The sequence below is a fragment of the Citrobacter sp. Cb080 genome, from assembly GCF_030334745.1.
GTDB lineage: Bacteria > Pseudomonadota > Gammaproteobacteria > Enterobacterales > Enterobacteriaceae > Citrobacter > Citrobacter braakii.
The window spans coordinates 69,298-94,253 of record NZ_JAOWDG010000037.1 but is presented as its reverse complement, the minus strand read 5'-3'; the positions used below and the strand labels follow the sequence as shown (position 1 = coordinate 94,253).

Annotated in this window: 23 protein-coding genes; 10 read left to right on the top strand and 13 right to left on the bottom strand. The window is 52.8% G+C overall.

Annotation, left to right across the window (positions count from 1 at the left end; all coding sequences use genetic code 11):
* Position 1: 1 nt before the first annotated feature.
* From OGV38_RS07450 to OGV38_RS07440, 3 genes are all read right to left on the bottom strand, one after another.
* Complete coding sequence (locus OGV38_RS07450) at positions 2-1,894, bottom strand: NAD(P)-binding protein (RefSeq protein ID WP_286473117.1); 1,893 nt, start codon at positions 1,892-1,894, stop codon at positions 2-4.
* 88 nt (positions 1,895-1,982) lie between these two features.
* Positions 1,983-2,456, bottom strand: coding sequence for an ester cyclase (locus OGV38_RS07445; protein ID WP_016152935.1), 474 nt, complete (start codon positions 2,454-2,456; stop codon positions 1,983-1,985).
* Positions 2,457-2,467: 11 nt separating this feature from the next.
* Positions 2,468-3,895, bottom strand: a complete 1,428-nt coding sequence (locus tag OGV38_RS07440) for a gamma-aminobutyraldehyde dehydrogenase (RefSeq protein ID WP_269517301.1) — start codon at positions 3,893-3,895, stop codon at positions 2,468-2,470.
* A gap of 315 nt (positions 3,896-4,210) precedes the next feature.
* Here OGV38_RS07440 and OGV38_RS07435 point away from each other — a divergent pair, with 315 nt between their 5' ends.
* Together OGV38_RS07435 and OGV38_RS07430 are read left to right on the top strand one after the other, a co-directional pair.
* Entirely contained in the window at positions 4,211-4,936 is a 726-nt protein-coding gene (locus OGV38_RS07435; RefSeq protein ID WP_016152933.1) for a FadR/GntR family transcriptional regulator, read from the top strand.
* A gap of 24 nt (positions 4,937-4,960) precedes the next feature.
* Positions 4,961-5,659, top strand: a complete 699-nt coding sequence (locus tag OGV38_RS07430) for a cache domain-containing protein (protein ID WP_016152932.1) — start codon at positions 4,961-4,963, stop codon at positions 5,657-5,659.
* Positions 5,660-5,680: 21 nt separating this feature from the next.
* Here the strand turns inward: OGV38_RS07430 and OGV38_RS07425 are convergent, their stop codons facing one another.
* Positions 5,681-7,162 carry an APC family permease gene (locus tag OGV38_RS07425; RefSeq protein ID WP_269517302.1) on the bottom strand — a complete coding sequence of 494 codons (1,482 nt, stop codon included), beginning with the start codon at positions 7,160-7,162 and terminating at the stop codon, positions 5,681-5,683.
* 331 nt (positions 7,163-7,493) lie between these two features.
* On the opposite strand from OGV38_RS07425, the gene OGV38_RS07420 reads away from it, so the two are divergent.
* The 5 genes from OGV38_RS07420 (at position 7,494) to OGV38_RS07400 (ending at position 10,944) form a co-directional block, all read left to right on the top strand.
* Positions 7,494-7,634, top strand: a complete 141-nt coding sequence (locus OGV38_RS07420; RefSeq protein ID WP_016152930.1) for a hypothetical protein — start codon at positions 7,494-7,496, stop codon at positions 7,632-7,634.
* 204 nt (positions 7,635-7,838) lie between these two features.
* Positions 7,839-8,672, top strand: a complete 834-nt coding sequence (locus OGV38_RS07415) for an ABC transporter substrate-binding protein (protein WP_269517303.1) — start codon at positions 7,839-7,841, stop codon at positions 8,670-8,672.
* 1 nt (position 8,673) lies between these two features.
* Positions 8,674-9,492 carry an amino acid ABC transporter ATP-binding protein gene (locus OGV38_RS07410; protein WP_016156382.1) on the top strand — a complete coding sequence of 273 codons (819 nt, stop codon included), beginning with the start codon at positions 8,674-8,676 and terminating at the stop codon, positions 9,490-9,492.
* Positions 9,492-10,277, top strand: a complete 786-nt coding sequence (locus OGV38_RS07405; RefSeq protein WP_047417776.1) for an amino acid ABC transporter permease — start codon at positions 9,492-9,494, stop codon at positions 10,275-10,277. Before OGV38_RS07410 ends, OGV38_RS07405 begins: the two co-directional genes overlap by 1 nt.
* Complete coding sequence (locus OGV38_RS07400) at positions 10,267-10,944, top strand: amino acid ABC transporter permease (protein WP_016156380.1); 678 nt, start codon at positions 10,267-10,269, stop codon at positions 10,942-10,944. The genes OGV38_RS07405 and OGV38_RS07400 overlap by 11 nt, the downstream gene beginning before the upstream one ends.
* A gap of 9 nt (positions 10,945-10,953) precedes the next feature.
* On the opposite strand, the gene ydhT is transcribed toward OGV38_RS07400, so the two are convergent.
* The 9 genes from ydhT to ttrS form a co-directional block, all read right to left on the bottom strand.
* The gene (gene ydhT / locus OGV38_RS07395) at positions 10,954-11,766 is read right to left on the bottom strand and encodes a protein YdhT (RefSeq protein WP_019076691.1); all 813 of its coding nucleotides are present in this window, start codon (positions 11,764-11,766) and stop codon (positions 10,954-10,956) included.
* A 3-nt stretch (positions 11,767-11,769) separates the two neighbouring features.
* Positions 11,770-12,555 (bottom strand): thiosulfate reductase cytochrome B subunit, encoded by a 786-nt coding sequence (gene phsC, locus OGV38_RS07390; protein ID WP_019076690.1) that lies wholly within the window; start codon positions 12,553-12,555, stop codon positions 11,770-11,772.
* Positions 12,552-13,220 (bottom strand): 4Fe-4S dicluster domain-containing protein, encoded by a 669-nt coding sequence (locus tag OGV38_RS07385; RefSeq protein WP_016152923.1) that lies wholly within the window; start codon positions 13,218-13,220, stop codon positions 12,552-12,554. Before OGV38_RS07385 ends, phsC begins: the two co-directional genes overlap by 4 nt.
* Before the next feature lie 64 nt (positions 13,221-13,284).
* Complete coding sequence (locus OGV38_RS07380; RefSeq protein ID WP_153646493.1) at positions 13,285-13,950, bottom strand: YdhW family putative oxidoreductase system protein; 666 nt, start codon at positions 13,948-13,950, stop codon at positions 13,285-13,287.
* A 10-nt stretch (positions 13,951-13,960) separates the two neighbouring features.
* Positions 13,961-16,063 (bottom strand): aldehyde ferredoxin oxidoreductase, encoded by a 2,103-nt coding sequence (locus tag OGV38_RS07375; RefSeq protein WP_286473130.1) that lies wholly within the window; start codon positions 16,061-16,063, stop codon positions 13,961-13,963.
* A 118-nt stretch (positions 16,064-16,181) separates the two neighbouring features.
* Positions 16,182-16,808 carry a ferredoxin-like protein gene (locus tag OGV38_RS07370; protein ID WP_016152920.1) on the bottom strand — a complete coding sequence of 209 codons (627 nt, stop codon included), beginning with the start codon at positions 16,806-16,808 and terminating at the stop codon, positions 16,182-16,184.
* 482 nt (positions 16,809-17,290) lie between these two features.
* Positions 17,291-17,500, bottom strand: a complete 210-nt coding sequence (fumD, locus tag OGV38_RS07365) for a fumarate hydratase FumD (RefSeq protein ID WP_003029345.1) — start codon at positions 17,498-17,500, stop codon at positions 17,291-17,293.
* 91 nt (positions 17,501-17,591) lie between these two features.
* A complete protein-coding gene (gene ttrR / locus OGV38_RS07360; RefSeq protein WP_019076688.1) occupies positions 17,592-18,176 on the bottom strand; it encodes a tetrathionate respiration response regulator TtrR in 585 nt (194 codons plus the stop codon).
* Positions 18,151-19,884 (bottom strand): tetrathionate respiration histidine kinase TtrS, encoded by a 1,734-nt coding sequence (ttrS, locus tag OGV38_RS07355; protein ID WP_269517331.1) that lies wholly within the window; start codon positions 19,882-19,884, stop codon positions 18,151-18,153. The genes ttrR and ttrS overlap by 26 nt, the downstream gene beginning before the upstream one ends.
* Positions 19,885-20,111: 227 nt before the next feature.
* On the opposite strand from ttrS, the gene ttrB reads away from it, so the two are divergent.
* From ttrB to ttrA, 3 genes are read left to right on the top strand one after another with little or no spacing between them, the layout of a single operon-like run.
* The gene (gene ttrB / locus OGV38_RS07350; protein ID WP_019076686.1) at positions 20,112-20,846 is read left to right on the top strand and encodes a tetrathionate reductase subunit TtrB; all 735 of its coding nucleotides are present in this window, start codon (positions 20,112-20,114) and stop codon (positions 20,844-20,846) included.
* Positions 20,847-21,869: a tetrathionate reductase subunit TtrC gene (gene ttrC, locus OGV38_RS07345; RefSeq protein WP_104651772.1), complete on the top strand. Its 1,023-nt coding sequence runs from the start codon at positions 20,847-20,849 to the stop codon at positions 21,867-21,869.
* Positions 21,862-24,933, top strand: a complete 3,072-nt coding sequence (gene ttrA, locus OGV38_RS07340) for a tetrathionate reductase subunit TtrA (protein ID WP_269517304.1) — start codon at positions 21,862-21,864, stop codon at positions 24,931-24,933. Before ttrC ends, ttrA begins: the two co-directional genes overlap by 8 nt.
* The last annotated feature ends 23 nt before the right edge of the window (positions 24,934-24,956 follow it).

The following is a 24,956-nucleotide window of genomic DNA, read 5'->3' as shown; positions in this document are numbered from 1 at the left end:
ATCACCCCATATCCTTGAGTTCATTAACCGCACGCCATGCCTGGTCGATGGCCGTATAGGCATAAGCGCCCCAGTCAGAATCGGAATTAGCGATGGCAATGCGACCAACTGGCTGACGCGCCCGCTCGATAATTTCTGGCATTTTATCCATATCATCGAACAACGCGTTGGCGTAATACGCATAGCCATGCGCCCAGCGGTTAACCGTAATGGCGGAGATATCGCGTTGATTATCAAAGCCCGTTGAGCCAAACATTTCCTGCAACTGGGAGCGAATCATCTCCTCATGCGTCGCAAATGTGGTCCCCAGTAAATACGCTCGCCCCAGACGGAACTGTTCTCTGGCCGACAAATTACTGCCCGGATAAGTAGGCACATAGACCATGTGAATGACCATCGGATCGTCCGGTGAGGCCGGGTGTTGATACCCGCCGATGCTGACCGGATAGTCGAGCTTAATCCGGCTGTAAGGTGCGGCCGGAGAGTAAAATTCATGCACGCCAAACTGTTTGAACGCCTGCCAGTTTTTGACCACCACGTTGGTGTACACCAGCAGTGCCTTCACGTTCAGTTTGAGATCCGCCTGCTGCTGTTCCGGCATCTCAGGCACCAGATACGGGATCATCATGTTATAGCCCGCCATGATGGTGTTTTTACCGCGCACGCGATGCATTTTGCCGTCACGCAGATAGGTCACCACCACGCCATCCTTTGTGTTGGCCGCATTAATCACCGTGCTGTTCAGACGCAGGCGCGTGGTGTTTTCCGGCAGATCCAGCTTTTCGTAATGCAGTCTGGCAAGGACAGAGTCTTCCATCGTGTTACCCGGTAGCGCATCCGGCAGCATATACCTGACTAACAGTCGGGCCAGCCCGGCGTTACCGTCAGGGAAATGGTAAACATACGGCTCTTCGAGGTCGGCCAGCGACTCGCCGTCCAACGGTGGTATTCCCAGCGCCTCCATGCCGGGTAATGCGCACGCCCTGGCATCGCTACAGGAAATGCCTTCAATGCCGATGGCAAAGAAGTCGTTAGAACTCTGCTGAAAATAGAGCAGCGCCATTTTGCTCAAACCAACTTTTGTGGCCAAAAATTCACTGTAGCTGTGGGTATCCAGCCATTCCATTTTCTCATCGACCGTCATGCCCGGAAGATAGTCGCCAGGATGGACGTGCAGGTCGATCAACGCCTTTCGGTCGTGCTCACTTAGCGGAAAATCATTGATAAAGTCTTCAATTTTACGGCCATTGAGCCTGTTCGGCGGGATATCATCAGATACCGCGCGCCCCGGATCGCCGCTGACGATTTTTGTTTCGCCAAAATTCTTTTTGTCGAAGAACACACCGCGACTGAGCTGCCAGTCGGGGTAGAAGTTTACGTCAAAACTCTCTTTTAACCGCGTGACGCTGACGCCCACGGTTTCCATCAGTTTTTGCACCTCAGGGCTGAAATTGTGCGCGGGCGACTGGAATGCTTCGCTACCGCCATAGCCGAGTAATTTCTTACCTGAGCTCGTAAATTCGTTACGTTTGGCGTGCCCGCCAAAATCGTCATGGTTATCGAGGATCAGGATCCGGCTATTTTGACCGGCAAGCTGGCGCCAGAAACAACCGGCAGCCAGCCCGCTAATACCGCCGCCCACAATCACCAGATCGTACTCTTCCTCAACGGGCAGAGCGTTTAAATCAAAATGTTTATGCTCGCGGCCTACTGCATGCGCCATTTCAAACGTTCCTGGATGATTACCCCGCAGCCCCGTCAGCCCTGGCGGATAATAATTTCCATCTATAAATGCGTTTCCCTTTCCTGCCGCCCTGACCCATTCCAGCGGGGTAAGCCCCGCCGCAATAGTCACCGCGACGCCGTTGAGAAAATCACGTCTGGTAATTGCCATTAACTTTTTTCCTTATTGCTACACACTGCCCTAAATACGACACAAATAAGAGATGTCCCCCTTCATAGTAATAAAGGGGTATAGCCGACTATTTCCCTGGCTTTAACTCTTCATCCAGTTTTTTAGAGTCATAATAATCACCCTGCCAGGTGATTTTACCTGCTTTAACATGAATATAGCTGACACCTTCAAATTTTATCGGATTATTTGTCGGCGGACTCCCTGCCCATTCACCACTATTTTTGCCAGAAAACTCCCAACGAAACGCCACGGTATCTTCGTCGTAAACGGGTTTGCCGACCATTTTCCAGCTCAGATCTGGCACCGCCTTAATAAAGGCACCGATAACCTCTTTTTCAGCTTTTTCTCTGCCATTTATCGGTTCGCCAGCGGCGGCATCATAATAGACTGCGTCATCAGCAAGATATTGCGCGGCTCGCGAAGCATCGTGTGCATTCCAGGCCGCCATGTACTCTTTAACGGTATTCAGCGATGTGCTTTCTGCCAGGCTATAGCCCGAGAACATCACGAATGAAAGCACCGCTATGTTTAATGTTTTCATCGAAATCCTCTCTATTCAGAAATGTCACACATGATATGTTTCACCCGGGTATATTCTTCGAGCGAGTAGGATGAGAGATCTTTGCCATAACCCGATTTTTTGAACCCGCCGTGCGGCATTTCGGCGCACAGAGGAATGTGATTGTTAATCCACACGGTGCCAAAATCGAGGTCAATGCTGAAGCGCTGTGCGCGACCATGGTTACTGGTCCAGACGCTGGCGGCCAGACCATATTCCACATCATTCGCTTTGTGTAGACCCTCTTCATCAGTCGAAAACGGCTGAATAGTCATTACCGGTCCAAATACTTCATGCTGAATAGCTTCGTCATGTTGATGCAATCCGGAGACGATCGTCGGCTCAAAATAGAAGCCCGGACCTGGCCCGGCACGCCCACCCGTTTCAATTTTTGCATGTGCCGGTAAACGCGCAATAAAGCCTTTCACCTGCTCCAGTTGGTTTTTACTGTTCAATGCGCCATATAGCGCAGCCTGATCCGCTGGCGGTCCAAATTTAATACTCTTCGTTTTCTGAACCAGCTTTTCCAGGAATTCAGCGTAGATGGATTGTTCGACCAGAATACGCGTAGCCGCCGTGCAATCCTGGCCGGCATTGAAGAAGCCTGCCGTGGTGATCGTCGCGATCGCCTTGTCCATATCTGCATCAGCAAACACCACCGCAGGCGCTTTCCCGCCCAATTCCAGATGCGCCTTGGTCAGGTTCGCCGCTGCCGAAGCCGCAACCTGTAGACCCGCGCGGACCGAACCGGTAATCGAAACCAGTGAGGCCTTCGGGTTTGAAACCACCAGCGAACCGGTGCTGGCTTTACCTAATACGACGTTAAACGCCCCTCTTGGGAACAACGGCGCGGCCAGTTCAGCCAACAGCAGCGTGCTGACCGGCGTGGTGTCGCTGGGTTTTAATACGACCGTATTGCCTGCCGCCAGCGCTGGCGCAATCTTCCATACCGCCATCATGAACGGGTAGTTCCATGGCGTGACTTGGCCAACGATACCCAGCGGTTCACGGCGGATAGTCGAGGTAAACCCGGCGGAATATTCCCCTGCCGCTTTCCCTTCAAGACAGCGTGCCGCACCGGCAAAAAAGCGGATGGCATCGCAGGATGCCGCGATCTCTTCCTTCTCAATAAAATGGCGAAGCTGACCGGTCTCCTGACTCTGCGCGTTCACCAGCCGCTCAACGTTTCGTTCAATCTCATCTGCCAGCTGCAATAACGCCTTTTGCCGCTGTGTCGGCGTCGATTTCCGCCAGATGCTAAACGCAGCCTCCGCCGCCGAGTAGGCCTGCTCCACCTCTTCCGCATTGGCGTTGGGTGATAATGCGTACGTTTCGCCGTCGACCGGACTCACCAGTTCGAAGGTATCTTCGCTACGACCTGCTACATATTGCCCATTAATAAAATGCTTCAGGGTTTTCATGTCTGTCTCCTGCCCGTTAATACATAAAGAATCTTATGTAATATATATATTGTAAAAGATTTTCAAATGCGCAACATTGACACTATGATAAGCCTCGCATTTTTAACTTAATTTTTACATTTTCGGGATAAGGCTTTTCATCGTGAGCCGAGGCTTTATGCTCAGCTCATCATGAAGTTATCGGGACACACATCCGCTTGTGCAGTGACGTTGCGCATAGGCATGTAAAATAACTCGGCCATTCTTACCTTCCTTGCCTGACGGGCATGTGTTAAAAATGGTCGTTGTTTCAGGGAATTGAGTGCAGAAAAGATTATGATTACTCACGCGGTCATATTTGCGCCTATCGGGCAGGTCAGTCGTTCAGACCAGATAGTGCAGCGCCTGTCAAACGCCATTATCACGGGGTTGCTGGAGCCAAAAGAACAGCTCCCCAACGAAACTGATTTGGCAAAGATGATGGGTGTCTCACATATCACTATCAGAGAAGCGCTAAACACGCTTCGGGCTAATAATCTTATCCATACGGTTCGTGGTCGAAATGGCGGGAGCTTCGTTTGCGAAAATATTGATGGCAAAAACAGCGCCCTGCATCCGTTCAAAGCGATCAGTACGGATTATCTTTCTGACCTGGGCGAAATGCATTGCGCCATTATCAGCCATAGCGCAAGGCTGGCTTCCAGACGGATGACCGGCGCGGATATCGCCAAATTTCGCGAGTTTGTTGAGGTGCTCAGCAAGGCAAACTCACCAGAGCTGATGACCCAGGCCGATATGCGCTGTCTACTGGCGATAGCTGCCAGTTCACATTCGGCGCGACTGGCCAATCAGGAGCTGCAGGTCCAGGCTGAATGGGCATCGCTGGTGGCGATACTTTATCGCGCAGACAACATTCATGCCGAAATTATTGCGCTTTACTCGGCACTGGCCGATGCGCTGGCTGCTCACAACGAGGCAGAATCCGTGCAGCTTGCCACACGGATCATCGACTCGTTTACCTATTACCTTATTGAAAAAAAGCTGAAATATAACTCGAACTGACAATCAGTGAAGGCAGGACAGACAATGAGCTCTTCGACATCCTTAAGCGCATTAATTCGTAAGATTGATGATATTACCGCCTCTACCGTAGATTCTACCGTTGCGCTGGCGAGGAGCATCCATGAGGCGATTTCCGGGGTGCAAAAGGCCTCAGCAGAAGTTGTCCTCGATCCATCGGTGAGATCTACCGTTCAGCAACACATCAAGCGCACCCTCAGTAACAATCATTACTGTTCAGGGGCCGGGTTCGCCAGCCATATTGAGAGCACTGCCACCACAAAAGAGTATTGGCTGCTGGAATGGTGGTATAAGAAAGATAATGGTTTGAGTCAGGCGCACCTCGATTTAGATCAGGCCACCCAGCAACGTCTGGATTTCAGAACCTTCGAGTGGTTTAAGCACTCACCTCCGGCAGGAAAAGCCTATATCCACGGTCCCTACGTCGACTATATCTGCAATATTTCCTACACCCTGACCTCGGCAGTGCCGATCTACTACAACGATCAGTTTCTTGGCGTTGCCGCCGTCGATCTGCTGGTCAGTCAGATAGAGGCCGAACTGCTCTCCTGCGCTCATCCTGACTATGTCATTCTGACCAATCTGGAAAACAGAATTATCTTTTCCAGCTGGCCACGTTTTCGCGTGGGTGAATTACTCTCTCCCGCAAACAGTACCGTTGTTTATCAGAGCGACTACTTTATCCTTTATCACTATCAAAACTAAGGGCCCGAAGGCCCTTAGTGTTTAGTTATCCTGCCCCATATTCAGCTTGTTAGCGTAGGCAATGGCGTCGTTTTCCGGTGCCGCAGAGCGACCAAACGGTCGGGTCAGGAACATATAGATAAGCCCGGAGCCAACGACAATCGCCAGGCCGAACAGTACCGTCCAACGGTCGATAAAATCGCTGCTGTCTGCCGGTTGCGCCAACAACCAGATCCCACACAATCCATAGGCTAGCGCCAGCACGTTCACAATCACGCCCCAACCGCCAATGGTCCACTCCCCAGCCGGTTTCCAGCCTTTCAGGCGCTGGCGCAGTGCGGCAAGCACAACCATCTGGAACGAGATATAAATACCGATGACGGCAAACGCGGTAATACGCGACAGGTTGTCTGGCTGGAAATAAACCCAAACGCAGATGATGACTGGCAGCAGACAGCTAACAACCATGGCATTATCCGGAACGCCATTTTTAGAGATCTTTGACATCCACTCACTTCCCGGCAGCATTCTGTCGCGGGAGAAAGAAAAGATAAGACGGCTTAACGCAGCCTGCAGAGACAAAATGCACGACAGCATCGCCACAATCGCGACGATGATAAAGATAGTTGCGCCAGTTTCACCAAGAGATTCATTAAGGATGGCCGGAATCGGGTCAGACGTTTTGCCATTCACGATACTGACCAGATTTGGTGAAGCCAGGAGGTATCCCATGACGGAAATAATCGCCGAAATCGCACCAAATACGATGCTTAAAATCATCGCAACCGGGATCTTTTTACTTGGATTCTGTACCTCTTCCGCAACGTTACCGCAGGCCTCAAAGCCAAAGAACATAAACAGCCCCATCAGCGCGGCAGACATAAATGCGGTGGAATAGCTGCCGTCATGCGCCAGCACGCCCATCGAATCAAAAATTACGGAGAATGGCTGCGAACGGTGGAATATCAGCAGATAAATTCCCAGCGCAATCACGCTAACGATTTCACACCAGAAGCCAATTTTTGCGACCCGAGCCAGATTTTTAGTCCCGGACATATTAACAGCCATCATCAAAAGCAGCAGCAGGACGGAAGTCGCCAACATAGTGGCTGGCGTCTGACCATAGTGAAAGAGCGACTCAACAAATGTTGAAGTATATTCCGCGATTGACGTAATGGTGACCACCAGTGCCCACAGGTAAATCCAGGCAGCGATCCACGCATATTTCTTGCCCCATAACCTTCTGGCCCACGGATAAAGCCCGCCGGTTATCGGATACTGGGAAGCGACCTCACCAAAAACCAACGCCACCAAAAGTTGTCCACATGCGACGATTAAAATCCACCAGACTGCGGGCGGCCCCGCCAGCGTTACGGCCAGTGCAAACAGCGAATAGACGGCGGTAAGCGGCGAAAGGTAGGTAAAACCCAACGCAAAGTTTGAAATAAGACCGATCGAGCGATTGAACTGTTCTTTGCCATCTTTTTGAAAATTATCGTTTTTCTTATCAGGTATCTGTTCCATATAGCTTTCTCTTTTGTGGAATAGTCGCAGGGTTGAACAATTAATGTATAAAAGATATTAAGTTATATGTATAGTGATTTTGTCGCTAATTTGTTAAAAATGATCGCGCATCACGTTAATTAAAAGGTGGGGGTAGAACAGTCGAGGGCACAAGCATTTTTCGGTATTTCCGCTTCACGGTTCTTTAGCAATGGCGAATTGTTGGCCAACTGGCGGGTAAACAGGCACCCCGAATTGAGTTCGACGCTAAGTAGCAAGAATCGCTGCTGTTAAGCAACATTTTTGCAATATAATAATGTGATGTTAAACGCTGAACCTGAGCAGGTGAATGATGGAAATTGATCTCGATAATCTGGTCTTTGATGGACTGGAAGAAGCGCAAGAGCGTAATGCTGAACGTCTGGAAGATGCAGACAAGAAAGCGCAAGACATTATTGCTGATAATGACTGCGGCGACGCCTGTAAAATCTGATTTCCAAACCGGCGCAATGCCGGTTTTTTTACCGCCAGACTATGCCCCTCCTCTTATCTACATTTCCCATTGCGTTTACCCATTGTTAACACCGCTTTCACTAATAACATTTTGTAAATAGATAAGAATTTTTTCTTATTTTGTCCTGAACGTAAGTTATGGGAGCGTAAAAAGCACAAACCAAAAACGACAGGGATTTACATCATGATGGCAACGAAAACTTACCGCGCTAAAAAAACACTGTTGGCACTCGGCGTGCTGCTGGCCACCGGCATTGCCGCCTCGCAGGCTCAGGCTGACCAACTGGCCGATATCAAAGCCGCAGGTGTAGTAAAAGTTGCGACATTCGACGCGAATCCGCCATTTGGCTCCATCGATACCAAAACGCATAAGATTGTCGGCTATGACGTTGATTTTGCTGAAGCGCTGGCAAAATCCCTCGGCGTAAAACTGGAGCTGGTAGCGACTAATCCGGCAAACCGCATTCCGTTATTACAATCCGGAAAAGCCGATTTAATCGTGGCGGATATCACGATTACGCCTGAGCGGGCGCAGGTCATTGACTTCTCCGTCCCCTATTTTGTTACCGGGCAGCAGTTCCTGGTACCGGCCAAATCCCCGGACCAGCTCGATGCATACAGCAAAGCGCGAATCGGTGCGGTGAAAGGCACTACCGGTGAGCAGGCGCTACATCAGCGCTTCCCGCAGTCACGTGTGCTGGCCTACGACGATATTCCACTGGCGTTAACCGCGCTACGCAATGGCAATGTTCAGGCCATCACCCAGGACAGTACGATTCTGGCCGGTCTATTAAGCGGTGCGCCGGATAAAGCAGATTTCAAAATTCTGCCTGACCTGTTGAGCAAAGAAGAGATTGGCGTGGGAGTAAAAAAAGGTGAGCCAGCGCTGTTAAAAGCCGTCAATGATGAACTTTTGAGGCTGGAATCTACCGGGCAGGCGGCAAAAATTTATGATGTCTGGTTTGGCCCTGAAACCAAAAACCCGCAACCCCGCGCCTTTAAAATAGAAGCTAAGTAATATGCTCTCAGCCCTGTTTCATCGTTGTGCAGTTTCCGCGGCGGATTTTAACCATTTGCGCCAGGCAAGCGTCGAACTGCGCAATGTCATCAAACAGTTTGACACTCACACCGTACTTAACGGCGTCAGCCTGTCAGTTGAACCCGGTGAAGTGGTGACTATTCTGGGCCCTTCTGGCTCGGGAAAATCCACACTTATACGCCTTATCAACCAGCTTGAGTCGCTCAGCGGTGGCGAGATTTTCATTGATGACAAACCAATTAGTCAGTTGCGCGGGGCAGCATTACGCCAGTTACGCAGCCGTATCGGTTTCGTTTTTCAGCAATTCAATCTCTATTCGCATCTGACGGCGCATCAGAACATCTCGCTGGCGCTGGAATATGTTCACGGCTGGAACAAGGCGGCAGCCGCGCGTCGGGCACTCGAATTGCTGGATCAGGTGGGACTGGCAGAAAAAGCGAGCGCTTATGCCGCACAGTTGTCCGGTGGGCAGCAACAGCGCGTGGCCATCGCCCGCGCGCTGGCCTCATCGCCACAAATCCTTCTGTTTGATGAGCCCACCTCCGCGCTGGATCCGGAAATGATCGGCGAAGTATTACAGGTGATGAAAAACCTGGCCCACAGCGGTATCACCATGATCGTCGTGACCCATGAAATGCATTTTGCCCGTGAGATTGCCGATCGCGTGGTATTCATCGATGGTGGAGAAATTCTTGAAGTGGCCGCGCCGGAGGATTTTTTCACCCGACCACAGCACCCGAGAACCCAGCGTTTCCTGAAAAAAGTGCTCGACCCGTTACACCAGGAGTCATCGCTATAATGCTTGCAATGGACTGGCAGGGAGTGCTGAGCGGGCAACCTCTGCAATGGATAATTTCCGGTTTTCTCACCACGCTCTGGGTGACACTGGCAGGTATCGTACTCGCCACGCTCATTGCCATCTTCCTACTCGGCCTGCGTCTGACGGGCAATCGCTTCAACAAAGCGGTGGTCAGTGTATGGGTTTCGGTGTTTCGCAACACGCCTTTACTGGTGCAACTGATGTTCTGGTATTTTGCCGCATGGAACTGGCTGCCCCGCAACGTCATTACCTTCATCAATGCAGAGCATCCCTGGTCTATTCTGCCAGGCGATGTCTGGTGGTTAACACCAGAGTTTATCTGTTCAGCATGGGGGCTGGGCGTATTTACCTCGGCATTTTTGGTCGAGGAGATCGCCTCTGGTTTACAGGCGGTTTCTGCCGGACAACGTGAGGCTGCCGTGGCGCAGGGTTTTTCATCCTGGGCGACGTTTCGTCACATTCTGCTCCCTCAGGGACTGGCGAACGCCTGGCAACCCATTGTTGGGCAATACCTTAACCTGATGAAACTTTCCTCGCTTGCCAGCGGTATTGGATTTGCTGAGCTCACCTACCAGGTGCGGCAAATTGAGAGCTACAACGCGCACGCGCTGGAAGCCTTTGCTGTTGGCACTGCGCTCTATCTGTTCACAGGCATCGTTCTGGGTATGCTGCTTACGCGTCTTGGCCCACGGCCTGCATCGGGTAAATCGTCCAAGGTTAAAACGCGTATCTTCAGCGTCAGGAGCATACTGCATGATCGCTAATATTTCGGTCATTACCGACAATCTTGATTATCTCCTGTGGGGACGGGTGGCCCAGGGACAACCCGGCGGCGTTCTGCTCACGTTGTTGATGGCTCTCGGCGCAGCGCTGCTGGCCTTGCCTGGTGGGATAGTTCTTGCCTGCTGCGCCTGGCGTTTTCCGGGCACGGTTCGCAACGGGTTGTTTATCTGGGCGGAGTTTATTCGCGGCATTCCGCTAATCTTTGTGATTTTCTGGATGTGGTATTTGCTACCCATGCTGACCGGAAGCGATCTCCCCGGAGCCGTTACCGTGACGCTGGCGCTGGCATGGTTCACCGCTGCCTCGGTCATGCACTCAGTGTATGCAGGAATTAGCGCGCTGCCTGGCGGGCAATATGATGCTGCCGTGGTTCAGGGTTTTCGCCCGTATCAGGCCCTGTGGCTTATCTTATTGCCGCAGGTGCTGCGTAACGTACTGCCATCGCTGACGGGGATTTTTATTGGATTACTGAAGGACACGTCGCTGGCGTTTATCGTTAACGTGCCGGAACTCACAACGGTTGCGGGTCAGGTTAACAGCCGGGTACAAATCTATCCGGCAGCCATTTTTATTTTTACGGGACTGGTCTATTACCTGCTGTGCCTGAGCCTGGAGAAAATCACCCAACGCCGCTTCGCGTTAAAATGAGATCACGGCTCAACATTCCACAAACTGGTGGTCTTCGTTGAGCCGATATTTCACGCCCGCCCGGATGTTATTTTCCCCCTCAACGGCAAGCGCAAAACGCATTCTCTCGCCATCGTGATAGGCCAGCGCCGCGCAGCCGCCGGGACCGAGTATTATCGAATCGACAACACCGGTACTGGCAACAACGGCGTTCTCTCCGCTGGCAATAATGTGGATGTTGTCGGCGCAGTTGGCGATTTTAGACTCTGCGCCAAAACAGGCCAACTGGGTTAAATCACCACCGCAGGCAATCCGATTTCTGTCGCCGAGCGAACTGATGCGTACGCGCATGCCGGTACTGGCGATACGCGTCCCGTCACCCACACTACTGATACGTGCCGAATTTCCCGCAACCGCAATTCGCCCGCGATCGCCTGAACTGCCGATATGCGCGTTATAGCCTACGCTACCAATACGTGCGCTGTAACCTGCGCTGGCGATCTGTGCGGCATACCCGGCGCTGGTGATTTTAACGTTATCGCCTGCACAACTGAATCGGGCGTTATCTTCCGCACTCGCCAGCGGACGGCTGATTTCCCCCGCCGTTTGCACACGGGAAATATTCCCCATCGCGCGAATATCCTGCTGGGCAAAACTCGCCTCTTCCCGCCATTTTGACCAGCCGTATTCCACCAGGCTATTTGCCCAGTCTGTATACCCATCCCGCTGGAGCGCACGATGGACATCAGCGTAGCTTCCGCCAGTTGGAAACGCGCGTAGAAACCAGCGATACATTACGGGCCCAACGCGCCAGGCCCGTAAGTCACTTCGCGTAATCATCATCGCTTAATGCCGGTGATAGCCATCCACCATACACTTGAAGGTTTCGCCCGGCGTACGACCTGTCGTGCAGAGATAAAGATGCCCAAAAATGAAAAACAGACTGATTATTGCCAGCGCGAAGTGCGCCTGGAGCAACCAGTAACGCACGCCGGGGAACAGGTCACCGACAACCGTCGGATAGAGCGATAACAACCCTGAGATCAGCAGCAGTGGCAGTAAGCCATACATCACGCCAACATAGGCCGCCTGCTGTAGCGGGTTGAATTTACAACGCTTTGATGCCGGGAATGGGTGTGACTCGCCCTGCATAATGCCAAACAGGTAAAAACGCGTTTGTCTTTGCGCTCGTCCGATCCAGCCCTGACGTTGAATAATATAGTGATGCCCGTTGCCGCCAATCAGATTGATCAGGACAAAGCCAATCCAGCAAGCGAGCAGCAAAAAGCCGCAGACCTCATGCACGGTAAGCAGGCTTTTCATCACCGACGCACTGACGACGGAAAAGTGATTGACCAGGCCACTGACCAGAAGTAGCAGAAATAGCAGCGCATTCGACCAGTGCCACAAACGAACGGCCTTCGAGTATAAATAGACTTTCTCACCGTGCCCTGCCGACGCTTTATGTGCGGCCCGAAAGCGCAGCATGGCGTGTAGCGCCAGCACCAGCCACATCCCCACCAGCATTAATCCGGCGATGACCAACCACACAGGCCAGTAGTCCGGTGAAAACAGGGGAACATACTGCGCAAGCTGGGCGTGAAACTGTTCGGCATTCTGCGACGCGTTCATACATTTTCCTTTTTAATCAAATGTTGACCGAACCGACGATACAGATGGGGTTTCCCGGCGCCTGCAAGTTGATGCTCGTAATACTTATTTTCTCTCAACCAGGTCTGAATTTCCGGGCTATCTTCGCGACCAAAAATCAGCGCATGTTCCGGGCAGGCGTTAACACAGATCGGCGGGAAACCTTTCGCCAGACGAGATTCAGCGCAGAAGTCGCATTTATCCGCCACTTTGGTCTGCGGGTTGAGATAACGCACCTGATAAGGACACGCGCCAATACAGTAACTGCAGCCGATACAGGAAGACGTGTCTACCCGCACAATGCCGTTGTCATCTCGCCATGAGGCGCCGGTCGGACACACCTCAATACAGGGGGCATCATCACAGTGCTGGCAGGACTGACGGAAGTAGTGATACAGCGTTTCGTTGTCGTTGTCCGAAACCGGAATATGAGCTATCGACAAACGGCTACCCTGCGCAGGAACATGGTTGGTTTTCCTGCATGCGCGGGCGCAGATATTACATCCGTTACACAGTGATTCATCGTGAATCATGACGTAATGTACGTCTTTAGAACTCCTGGTACTCGCTAACAGATTTTGACCTGGGCCAGTGAAAAAAATCACCGTCCCCATGCCAATGACAAATTTTCGTCGGGTGAAGGACATCGGGTTATCCTCTAATACTGTGACAGTGGTCGTCCACACGTTCCATGACATCAACCTGAATAATTCAGGGGTTCTGATACTGCTCAACCTCAAGCCATTCGCACAGGCCGTACGCTTTGCCATAACTCATAAAACGTTCGCTGAACAAATAAGGCTCCGCATTTGACGATTCCACAGTCCATATATCTGCATAATCAGGATGCGTTTCCATGGCCGTGAGCGCAGCGGCAATCTGTTGAGACTCAAAGCGATACGGCGGTTGCGTCAACATGGCGACCTTATAAGGGCGAGGATACGTTCGACAGTCGAAGCGTACCGCCTCGGCAATCGCACGGCAGATGTCGTTTTCCACCACCTGCACACACATGTCGGCGTAATTTGCCGTCATGGTTTGCGTCGAATAGAAATATGCTTCTTCCGCACCCTGCACACAGGTGATATCCGCACCATTCGCGTCCTGGCCCAGCACATCCAGCAGCGCGGAAAGATCGGTTTCAGGAACCGAATAAGGCGGCAGCAAAAAGACACTGCGCGCCACCAGTTGCCCCGATGCTGAATGCTGACGGATAAAATCTGCCACAATCGACTCCGGGCTGGCTGGTTCCTGAACCTGGGGCGCATTCATCTGTTCTACAGGCGGGTGAAACGCCTGCAGCCACTGTCTCTTTCGGCTATCCACTTCGTCAGGAAACGCCTCAACGGGGGTCAGAACGTCGCTCACGTTAGTCATCTCGCATTCCTTACGCCGGCAACAGATCTTGTGCAGCCAAATCAGCGGCTACATCTTCAAGTCCGAGTCGGTTCAGGGTTTCATGCGTTGGGCAACCCAGCTCTGGATCCCAGCCCATTTCCTGATAGAACATCGTCAGCGACTGACGCATATCTTCCCTGTCCATCTTGTCGGTCCCTTCAGTGAAGACCGGGATCTTCGGATCTTTATCAAACACCCAGGAGCAGATGAGATCGTGCTCATTGCGCATATCTTTGGTTTGCATCAATTTGACCGTATAGGCACGGTGCAGGGTAAAGATGCGTTCAGCGGCCAGGTCCAGACTCTCCTGCGTGGTTTCATCGCCGGTGACCGCCTGGAAGAATTTTGCTTCCAGATCCAAATCTCCGCGATAGTTACGGCTCTTGAGTGGTGAAACCGTCATCGGCCACACCCAGTTGCACAGCGTAACCGCGTTATGCAGACAGACTTTCAGCAACGTCCATTTGGCATATTTGATCTTGGCGGCATTGATCGGGGTGTAGTTTTTGGTTTCGTCGTATGCATCCTGCGAACCAAATAGCTCGCCCGCCACTTCGCGCTGTAATTTCAGCGGTAAACCGGAACCGATGAAGTTGATATGGGTGTGCGCCATACAGTCACGGTTAAACATACAGTTGGTGATCGCCCCCACCTGTGCAGAGGCCTCGTTTGCATGGTGGACAGGAAAACCAAACGGCGACCACAGTTTATTTTTGGCATAACCCCAGTACTCTTCGCCCAAATTCCAGCGTTCAGCAATGGCATACGATCCGTCCGCAAGATGGCTGAGCTCCCCCACGCGATGCGCCAACCGGTAGTAAAAATCCTTAATAAAATGAGGATCGCCCGCTTCCAGCTGATCCCAGCGGATCTCCGCATACTCTTCAGCTGGCAGTACGCGCTTAAAAACGCCTTTCGAATAGCAGTAAGTAAAATCACGGTGCAACTGCCCGTAGTTACACCAGATGCCATAATCGTCAAACAGGTTCAGGCCAATCAGATTTCCCACCACGCGCCCATCGTCTTTATCGTCGAAATCTTTCGGGCCATTGGGGAAAATGGTGGTGTGGACAAAGTTCGCCACGCAGGTGTTACCGCCAGTACTTGGCACGCCAAAATCTTTCACCCGCGGGACATTGAGCTGCGACATACAGCGAATGGGGCATGAATGGCAGCCGCTCATTTTGACCGTGTATTTCTCAGCGGCTGGCCCCAGATCGAATACGGATTTATAGGTACGGAAACCCACGGTATTCTGGTTACCCGGCGGGATTTCCCCGGTTTCGATTGGTCCCCCTTCTGCCGCGCCCCAGAACAGTCCCTTACGGGCCGTCCAGCGCGAGTTTGGCGAAGAGTATTCTGCCCAGGCCTGCGGGGTGCTTGGCACAACGTGGTTGTTGTTGGCACCGATGAGCTCGGTCATCATGTAATCATTGAGCCGCTTCATCTCTTTACGATCGGCAATATTGACCCCTTTGGTCCCTTCTACCGCAATGGCCTTCAGGTTTTTCGACCCCATTACCGCGCCAGTACCTGCGCCTCCGCTGTGGTTGCGACTGTTGATCATGCAGGAGAGCGGCACCAGATTTTCACCCGCCTGACCAATAGCGGCGACGCAGGTTTCCGGGCTGGTAATACGGCAAATCTCTTCGGTTGTGGCGCGCGTTCCCTTACCCCACAGGAAATCGGCTTTTTCGATGCTGACCTTTTCGTCTTTAATGTTGATCCAGACAGGCGTCGCGGACTTGCCTTCGATAATAATGGCGTCGTAACCGGCGAATTTCATTTGCGCAGCAAAGAAGCCGCCCATATGAGCATCCACCACTAAATTGCCTTTGGTAAAAGTCGATAAGGAGGTGATATTGACGCGGGAGCTACAAGGGGCACCAGAGCCCGTTAATGGCCCGGTGGCGAAAACCAGTTTATTCCCTTCATCGAAAGGCATGGTGCCTGGCGGGACTTCGTCGTACATAATTTTATAACCAAAGCCCATCCCGCCGACAAATTTTTTAAATTTACTGGAATCTTCAAGGGTGATATTCCCCGTGGTGAGATTGACCCGTAAAATATTACCTGTCCAACCATTAGCCATCATGTTTTCCTTTGCAAGAAGGTTTAATAGATATACCCGCCATCCTTCAGGCAGTTTTTTTGCAAAACTGCGATATTTTTGGCAATTAATGACGCGTATCAGGCATACCTGCTATCTATCAAACAGTAATATCTTTCCACTCGATAATTTTTAATGCCCCAGTCGGACAAGCATTGGCGCACTCCCCACATAACACACATTTTGAGGATTTTTTTGTTTCGGTATTCACGGTCGCCATCATCCACGGGCAGGCGGTGGTACAAGCGCTGCAGCCAATACAACGTTTATGATCCACCGCAATACAGCCGTCTTCCTGTTTCCAGGTAATAGCGCCAATGGGGCAGACCTTCATGCATTGCGGATCTTTGCACTGACGGCAGGTATCAGCGGTATAGTTTAAATCGCCATAAAGTCCGCCACCGGACCCGACGCCATCATCGCCAAAGAAGAAGTTGCGATGGATTTTTATACGGGAAAAGAAAGTCCCCACGGCACCATCGTTATAATTGGTACAGGAAATTTCACAGCGGTGGCAGCCAGTACAGCGCGCTCGCTGGGTCACCAGCACCCCTTTCGGCGTATTGATAAGCCCCACGGTACCGCTGTCGATATCTTCCTGCTTACAGCCAAAAAGTGATAACAGTGCAGGGGCGATGGTTAATCCCGCCAAACCTTTTCCTGATATCCGCAGAAATTCAAGCCGCGTTAAACCACAATCTAAAAATGGACGATCAACCTGATTCATTTATTTCGCATCCTCTTCGCAAACGCTGTGTTAGCAACACCTCCAGGCTAAATTAAACCCGTGCAACTCAAGCCATTTCGGGCGGTTAATGTTGCCAACAACACGTAAATTTTTGCCCTAACCTGATCGCGTAAAATGACGGTGGTTAAACTGAATGAATCTAATCCTTTAGGGTTAGGCGTAAAGATAATGTGGTTATTCAGCGCTCATAGTTTTGATCGTCATCAATTAAAAAACGGAAGGGAAATAATAAATGCGGAGTGAGATTTATTATCATTAAGATAAGTTGAAATAATATTTCACATGCTTTGCAAATATTTGTGACTCTACTCGCATATATATTTTAATATATCACTCGGGATATAACTTAATATACAGCGAAGATTACTCCTCTAATTGCAGCACTAAATTATATATATTGATAAATTAACGTGACGAGAATAAAAGGACGGCGAACGAGACCACCATCCTCTTTTTGTGGATTAACCGGCTAATGCTTTAATTACGGTCTCAATAGCCTGTTTTTCTAACTCGCTGCGCTTCACGCGCTGGTTGGCGAGGGTGGTTCTCAGTACTCCCGCAATGACGATATGCTTAGGCTCTTGTCCCAGATCGCGCATTTCCAGCACTACTTTACCGACTACTCTGCACATTTCACGGTACAACTCATCGTCTTTGGTCTGATTTCCCATTTTTCCCGCTCGTCATTAACTCAAACCAACAGCATATATCAGTCTGACGGATTAGACAAAATTCAATGAAAATCAAATAAATGTCATAAATTTACTGAATCCTCTGCAGTCGATTAACCAGTTCAGCAAGACTCCCCGCCTGCATTTTTTCCATCACCCGCGCCCGATGAACCTCAACCGTGCGCACGGCAATATTCATAGCATCAGCAATTTCCCGATTCATTAACCCTTTTGCTACCAGTTGCGCCAGTTCTCGCTCCTTTGGCGTAAGCTGCTGATAGCAAACCACGATCTCTTGTCGCGAAAAGGCGGCGTGAGAAATCTGCACTGCATGCTCTAACGCCGCTTGCAGAGGCGCGGCGGAAACCGGCTTTTGCAAAAAATCGACCGCACCGCGTTTCATTTGCTCAACCGCCATCGGCACATCGCCATGCCCGGTGAGAAATACCACCGCCAGCGTACTCTCACGCTGGCGCATGGCTTCATGCACAGCATGCCCATCCATTACAGGCATACGCATATCCAGCAAAAGTACGCCCACCTGGTGCAGATTTGCCTCGGTGAGGAATGTTTCGCCTTGCTCCCAGCAACACACCTCATATCCCAGACTTTCCAGTAAAAACGCGCAAGCCTGGGTGACGGCAATATCGTCATCCAGCAGATGAATGATTGCCACGACGGCCTCCCTCCGGGTTTTGCTTAAAATGTAATGTCACCACCACGCCCGCTTTTTCATCTGGAGCCTGATGATTTTTGATCTCAATGTCTCCGTTTGCGTAGCGCACCAGCCGCTGACAAATGGCTAACCCCAGCCCCATGCCCTCTTTACGGGTGGTCATAAACGGCTGAAAAGCCTGGTACAGCTGCACCTCATCAATACCTCCGGCGTTATCCTGCACCTGAATACTCACATCACCATCCTCACGCTGAGCGCAAAACCACACGGTGGTTGCCCCCGCCTGGGCGGCGTTGAGAACCACATTAGCCAGTACCTGTTCGAGGAGAACACTCGGCAACGTTAATGTTAACGCCTTACCGATCTGCGTTTGCAGCGCTACCGCCGGGAATTGCTGTGGCATGCGTAATAATTGCCAGACGTGATGGATAGCATCGTGAACGTTAACAACTTGCCAGTCATCGGTCATCACCGGATTGCCCTGTGCCTGGCTGACCCACTGGCGAAGATTGTGCAGCGTATCAGCCCCCCGCTGCGCCTGGGTATCAATGTGCTCCAGCGCGGGCAGCAGCGGATGCTGTTGATCCTGACTACGCAGGCGGATCAGACAGCCCTGCGCATAATGACGGATAGCCGATAGCGGCTGATTGAGCTCGTGGGCAAAACCCGACGTCATCTCGCCAAGCACGCTCATTTGGCGAGCGGTTTCCAGCTCCTGTTCCTGTTTGCGCAACAATACGTTTTTTCGCTCCAATTGCCTGCCGCGTCGGCGGACCAGCAGCATCACCCAGATGTAATTGAGCGTCAGCAACAACAGTACGAGAGCCGCGGCCCCCATCGCCAGCCGATGTTGAATAAACCAGCTTTTGACATCCAGCCACAACTGGCGCTGCTGCGGATGCTGGCGGACATCGCGCAGCAACGCTTCCACTTCGCGGGTCGAGGCGGGCGCCCCCCAGCGAAACGTCGCGTTCTGCGGCGCATTGAACAGGGCCCGCGTGACGCGATCGGCCAGCTCGTCGCTTACCGCAGGCAGTGCCGCAAATGACCAGTCAGGATAGAGCGGCGTACTGGTTAAACAGGGAATCGACGTAGGATGGTTAAGCACCGCCGTAAAATCTGTTTTACGAATAAGCCCTTCTTCGTCCATTTTTTCCAACAGGCACACCGGCACAATCACCGCCTGCACGGCTTTTTCGCGTAATAAATAGAGTAAGGCATCGGCGGGAAATCCGGTAAACGTCAGGCGCAAATCGCGCTCCGGGCGCAGCCCGGCATCGCTGAGCGCTTTATATCCCAGCAAATAGCCGCCAAATGCCTGAGCATCAATGGCACCCACCGTTTTGCCGATCAGATCGTGTGCGGAGGTTATCCCGCTATCGCGCCTGACGAGGATCGCGCTGCCAATCACATTACTGGTGGCTTTCCCCCCGCGAGTAGAACGGAGTGACGCCAGCCAGCGTAGCGCAGCGCGGCTGTTTAGTTGAACAAATTGCGCCGGATTCGTGACCACAAATTGTACCGTTCCACGATTCACCGCCTCCTGCATTTGCCGTAGGTCCAGTGGTTGAATGTGAAACTGTTCGCCGGGAATTTGCTGATTCAACAGGGTTTCCAGCGGCTGCCAGTGATTACGTGTGGAGACCTCCCCACGCATCGCCAAAACGCCAATGTTCCATGTCTGAGCCCTGACCACACCGCTTAGCATCCATAGCGACACCAGCACCGTCAGACATTTTGCTACGTTGCGTCCCACTCAATTATCCCTGTCAATTATGTTGTTTTAGATCAACAACAAGCCGGGTATGTGGTTAACCACAATAGAGTACCCCCCGTCACGATTTTTACACTGTAAATCATCAAGATTCTTTATTCATCACACGCAAACCAACGGCGTGACCAATGTTTCGTTGTTGCATCGTGACGGGAGAAAATATGGACAGCAGTAAACGGCAGTTTCTCCAGCAACTGGGCGTCCTGACCGCTGGCGCATCACTGGTACCCTTGGCTCAGGCGCAATTTCCCTTCTCGCCTGAACGCCATGAAGGCTCACTTCAGCATCGCTACGCCATGCTGGTTGACCTGCGACGCTGTATCGGCTGCCAGGCCTGTACTGTCAGTTGCGCCATTGAAAACCAGACGCCGCAGGGTGAATTTCGCACCCTCGTTAACCAGTACCAGGTGCAGATTGAAGGTCAGCAGAGCGTCACCAACGTCCTGCTGCCGCGGCTGTGCAACCATTGTGATAATCCTCCCTGCGTGCCCGTTTGCCCGGTACAGGCTACTTTCCAACGCGAAGACGGCATTGTGGTGGTCGACAACACGCGCTGCGTGGGCTGCGCCTACTGCGTGCAGGCCTGCCCTTATGATGCGCGGTTCATCAACCATGAAACACAAACCGCCGATAAATGTACCTTTTGCGTTCACCGCCTCGAAGCAGGCCTGCTCCCGGCCTGCGTGGAATCCTGCGTCGGCGGCGCGCGCATCATAGGCGATATCAAAGATCCGCACAGCCGAATTTCTCAAATGCTGCGTGAACACCATGACGCCATCAAAGTCCTGAAACCGGAAAACGGGACATCACCGCACGTGTTCTATCTGGGTCTGGACGAAGCGTTTGTAACCCCGTTGATGGGACGTGCTCAACCCGCTCTCTGGCAGGAGGTTTAAATGAACCATTCACTGGTTATTGAAGAGGTTCTGGCCCATCCCCAGGACGTAAGCTGGTTACCCTGGGCCGTACAATATTTCTTTTTCATCGGCATTGCCGCCTGCGCCGCGCTGTTCGCCTGCGTACTTCACTGGCGTAAACAAGAGATGCCGGAGCTGGAAAATCTGACGCTGTTAATCGCCCTGACCTGCGCGATTACCGCGCCGCTGGCGCTGACCGCTGACTTACACCAAACCGCCCGCGTCTGGCATTTCTACGCCTGGCCGACGCCGTGGTCCTGGATGCCCTGGGGCGCGCTGTTTTTACCACTCTTTACCGGCTTCTTAGGTCTGTGGTTTCTGGCGCAGCATGTTAAACGGTTAACGCTTAAAAGTTACAGTGTCACTAAGTGGCTGGCGATAGGTAGCGCCTTGTCAGCCATCGGGTTGCTGGTATACACCGGCCGCGAAGTGTCGGTAGTGCAGGCGCGTCCCGTCTGGTTCAGCTACGCCTTTCCGGTTGCGATGTTCCTCAGCGCGCTGCAAACGTTTCTCGCCCTGCTCATCGCCGCGACAAAACGCGAGGGAACATTGACCCGCAAACTGGCGTGGGGGCAGACAGTCACCCTGATGGTGCTGGCTTTAGTCGTAGTGATATGGGTGAGCGGCAATACGCTTTCCGGTTCGGCTATTCGCCAATGGCTGAACGTTGCCCCGTTAGCACGACACTACGCCATCGGTTGGGTTGCGCTATGGCTTGTTTCGCTTGTCCTGTGCGGGCTGGTGCTCCGTAACCCCTTATCGCTGCCGCTGCGCATATTACTTGCATTTAGCGCGATGGCGCTGTGCTGGCTGATGCGCTGGACGTTACTTATCCAGGTGCAGACCATACCGAAATTTAACGCGCTGTTTAATCCTTACACCCTGCCCGGTGGTACCGATGGCTGGCTGGCCATTGTGGGCACCTTCGGCCTGTGGATAGCACTGATCATTATTGTTCGTGAAGCCCTGAACGCGATCGCAAGGAGAATGCAACATGGCTAATTTAACCCGTCGTCAGTGGCTTAAAGTAGGCCTTGCCGTAGGTGGCATGGTGACTTTTGGCCTGAGTTATCGGGATGTGGCAAAGCGCGCGATAGACGGTTTGCTGGACGGCTCCTCGGGCAAAATTACCCGAGACCGCATCTTTGGTAACGCCCTCATCCCCGAAGCCAATGCCCAGCCGCGCTGGCAGCAGAACCCGCAGCAGGTTATCTCCATGACGCAGTGCTTCGGCTGCTGGACGCAGTGTGGCGTGCGGGTGCGCGTTGACAGCGAAAAAGGCAAGGTGTTGCGCATTGCGGGCAACCCCTATCACCCATTGTCTCACGAGCACCATATTGACGCCTCCGTCCCCTTTGCCACCGCAATGGAACAACTGGCGGGCGAAACGGGTCTTGACGCGCGTTCCACGGCCTGCGCCCGTGGCGCAACCTTACTTGAAGGTTTATACAGCCCGTTACGCATTCTCCAGCCCATGAAACGTGTCGGCAAACGCGGTGAGGGAAAATGGCAGCGCATCAGCTTCGAACAGCTGATCAAAGAGGTGGTGGAAGGCGGCGACTTGTTTGGTGAAGGCCACGTTGACGGCTTGCGGGCAATCCATGACACCAACACGCCGCTTGATGCCAGGCATCCCGGCTTTGGCCCTAAATCCAATCAACTGCTGGTCACCAATACCAGCGATGAAGGACGTGATACATTTTTGCGCCGCTTTGCATTAAATAGTTTTGGCAGTAAAAACTTCGGCGCTCATGGCGCTTACTGTGGTCTGGCATACCGGGCCGGTTCCGGTGCGTTAATGGGCGATCTGGATAAAAATACCCACGTGAAGCCCGACTGGGACAATGTCAAATTCGCGCTATTTATGGGAACGTCTCCGGCGCAATCCGGTAACCCGTTTAAGCGCCAGGCTCGCCAACTGGCCAGCGCCCGTTTACGCGACGACTTCCGTTACGTGGTGGTGGCACCGGCCCTGCCATTGACCACGGTGCAGGCTGACAATCGCGGCCACTGGCAGCCTGTACGACCGGGAAGTGACTCCGCGCTGGCGATGGGGATGATCCGTTGGATTATCGAAAAACAGCGTTATAACGCCGATTATCTCACCATTCCCGGCGTACAGGCCATGCAGCAGGCCGGGGAAAAAAGCTGGACTAACGCCACGCATCTGGTGATTACCGATGAGCTTCCAACCCTTGCCGGACAGCATTTAACCCTCGCGCACCTGAGTGCAAACGCCGCCCAGGAGCCGGTGGTCATTAACGAGGCCGGCGAAATTGTCGCCGCCAGCAGTTGCCCACGCGCGCAGTTGTTCGTCAGCCGCCAGGTCACGCTGGCAGACGGTCAGACGGTGACGGTAAAAAGCAGCTTCCAGTGTCTGAAAGAGTCCGCCGGGAAACTAACGCTGACGCAGTACAGCCAGCAATGCGGCGTGTCTGAAGCTGACATTGGCGCCCTGGCCGACGCGTTTACCCGCCATGGCCGCCAGGCAGCGGTGATTACGCACGGTGGAATGATGGCAGGCAATGGATTTTATAACGCCTGGTCGGTGATGATGCTCAATGCGCTGATTGGCAATCTCAGTCTTGAAGGCGGCGTATTTGTCGGCGGCGGCAAGTTCAATGGCGCCACCGACGGTCCGCGCTACAACATGGACAGCTTCGCCGGGAAGGTAAAACCAAAAGGATTAAGCATCGCGCGCAGTAAAACTGCTTATGAGTCTTCCGAAGAGTATCGCAATAAGGTGGCGGCCGGACAATCGCCCTTCCCGGCCAAAGCCCCGTGGTATCCGTTTGTCGCAGGCCAGCTTACCGAACTCCTCGTCTCGGCGCTGGAAGGCTACCCTTATCCGCTGAAAGCCTGGATCTCCAACATGACCAACCCGTTCTACGGCATCGCAGGGTTGCGCGGCGTGGCGGAAGAAAAGCTCAAGGATCCTGCGCGTCTGCCGCTGTTTATCGCTATTGACGCCTTTATGAACGAAACCACGGCGCTGGCCGATTACATCGTGCCGGATACCCACAACTTTGAAAGCTGGGGATTCAGCGCCCCGTGGGCCGGCGTTGCCAGTAAAGCCACCACCGCGCGTTGGCCGGTAGTGACAGCGGCAACCAGCAGTACCGCTGATGGTCAACCCGCCTCGATGGAATCTTTCTGTATCGCAGTGGCAAAACGCATCGGGCTCCCCGGATTTGGTGACAATGCGATTACCGATCCGCAGGGCAATCACTATCCGTTGAATCGTGCGGAAGATTACTACCTGCGACTCGCCGCCAATATTGCGTTTATGGGCAAAGCGCCGGTCGCTGAAGCGCAACCGGAAGACCTGGCGCTGACTGGGGTACAGCGGATCGTGCCGGTGATGACCCAAACGCTGAAAGCCGATGAAATCAGCCGGGTGGCGTTTATCTACTCCCGCGGTGGGCGTTTTGCGCCAGACAACAGCGGGCGGGTTGAGAATCGGATAGGCAATGCGTGGGAAAAACCGCTACAAATCTGGAATGCGGACGTCGCCGCGCACCGCCATGCAATTACCGGCGAGCGCTACAGCGGCTGCCCGGCCTGGTATCCTTCACGCCTGTCAGATGGGCGTGCGGTCGAGGAGTTGTTCCCGGAACAAGAGTGGCCGCTGAAACTGATTTCTTTTAAATCCAATACCATGTCCAGCGCCACGGCGGTGATCCCACGTCTGCATCATCTGAAGCCGGTTAATCTGGTGGCGCTTAATCCGCAGGATGGTCAACGATATGGTTTAGCGCACGGCGATATGGTGCGTATCACCACGCCTGGCGGTCAGGCGCAGGCGCAGATAAGCCTGCTTAATGGCGTGATGCCGGGCGTGATCGCCATTGAACACGGTTATGGGCATAAAGAAATGGGCGCGGCGCAGCATACGCTCGACGGCAAGCCGATGGCGTTTGACGCACAAATAAGGTCGGGGATTAATCTCAACGATTTGGGCTTTGCGGATCCTACCCGGCAGGTAGCCAATACCTGGCTTGACTGGGTGTCAGGTGCAGCGGTGCGCCAGGGGTTGCCAGCGAGGATTGAGCGAGTGAAACTCTAGCGCCGGATGGCCACGCCAACGCG

What these genes read in the sequence shown, in the direction of transcription:
- OGV38_RS07450 (WP_286473117.1), bottom strand. Translation starts at nt 1,894, where the DNA reads ATGGCAATTACCAGACGTGATTTTCTCAACGGCGTCGCGGTGACTATT.
- OGV38_RS07445 (WP_016152935.1), bottom strand. Translation starts at nt 2,456, where the DNA reads ATGAAAACATTAAACATAGCGGTGCTTTCATTCGTGATGTTCTCGGGC.
- OGV38_RS07440 (WP_269517301.1), bottom strand. Translation starts at nt 3,895, where the DNA reads ATGAAAACCCTGAAGCATTTTATTAATGGGCAATATGTAGCAGGTCGT.
- OGV38_RS07435 (WP_016152933.1), top strand. Translation starts at nt 4,211, where the DNA reads ATGATTACTCACGCGGTCATATTTGCGCCTATCGGGCAGGTCAGTCGT.
- OGV38_RS07430 (WP_016152932.1), top strand. Translation starts at nt 4,961, where the DNA reads ATGAGCTCTTCGACATCCTTAAGCGCATTAATTCGTAAGATTGATGAT.
- OGV38_RS07425 (WP_269517302.1), bottom strand. Translation starts at nt 7,162, where the DNA reads ATGGAACAGATACCTGATAAGAAAAACGATAATTTTCAAAAAGATGGC.
- OGV38_RS07420 (WP_016152930.1), top strand. Translation starts at nt 7,494, where the DNA reads ATGGAAATTGATCTCGATAATCTGGTCTTTGATGGACTGGAAGAAGCG.
- OGV38_RS07415 (WP_269517303.1), top strand. Translation starts at nt 7,839, where the DNA reads ATGATGGCAACGAAAACTTACCGCGCTAAAAAAACACTGTTGGCACTC.
- OGV38_RS07410 (WP_016156382.1), top strand. Translation starts at nt 8,674, where the DNA reads ATGCTCTCAGCCCTGTTTCATCGTTGTGCAGTTTCCGCGGCGGATTTT.
- OGV38_RS07405 (WP_047417776.1), top strand. Translation starts at nt 9,492, where the DNA reads ATGCTTGCAATGGACTGGCAGGGAGTGCTGAGCGGGCAACCTCTGCAA.
- OGV38_RS07400 (WP_016156380.1), top strand. Translation starts at nt 10,267, where the DNA reads ATGATCGCTAATATTTCGGTCATTACCGACAATCTTGATTATCTCCTG.
- ydhT (WP_019076691.1), bottom strand. Translation starts at nt 11,766, where the DNA reads ATGATGATTACGCGAAGTGACTTACGGGCCTGGCGCGTTGGGCCCGTA.
- phsC (WP_019076690.1), bottom strand. Translation starts at nt 12,555, where the DNA reads ATGAACGCGTCGCAGAATGCCGAACAGTTTCACGCCCAGCTTGCGCAG.
- OGV38_RS07385 (WP_016152923.1), bottom strand. Translation starts at nt 13,220, where the DNA reads ATGTCCTTCACCCGACGAAAATTTGTCATTGGCATGGGGACGGTGATT.
- OGV38_RS07380 (WP_153646493.1), bottom strand. Translation starts at nt 13,950, where the DNA reads ATGACTAACGTGAGCGACGTTCTGACCCCCGTTGAGGCGTTTCCTGAC.
- OGV38_RS07375 (WP_286473130.1), bottom strand. Translation starts at nt 16,063, where the DNA reads ATGGCTAATGGTTGGACAGGTAATATTTTACGGGTCAATCTCACCACG.
- OGV38_RS07370 (WP_016152920.1), bottom strand. Translation starts at nt 16,808, where the DNA reads ATGAATCAGGTTGATCGTCCATTTTTAGATTGTGGTTTAACGCGGCTT.
- fumD (WP_003029345.1), bottom strand. Translation starts at nt 17,500, where the DNA reads ATGGGAAATCAGACCAAAGACGATGAGTTGTACCGTGAAATGTGCAGA.
- ttrS (WP_269517331.1), bottom strand. Translation starts at nt 19,884, where the DNA reads ATGCTAAGCGGTGTGGTCAGGGCTCAGACATGGAACATTGGCGTTTTG.
- ttrB (WP_019076686.1), top strand. Translation starts at nt 20,112, where the DNA reads ATGGACAGCAGTAAACGGCAGTTTCTCCAGCAACTGGGCGTCCTGACC.
- ttrC (WP_104651772.1), top strand. Translation starts at nt 20,847, where the DNA reads ATGAACCATTCACTGGTTATTGAAGAGGTTCTGGCCCATCCCCAGGAC.
- ttrA (WP_269517304.1), top strand. Translation starts at nt 21,862, where the DNA reads ATGGCTAATTTAACCCGTCGTCAGTGGCTTAAAGTAGGCCTTGCCGTA.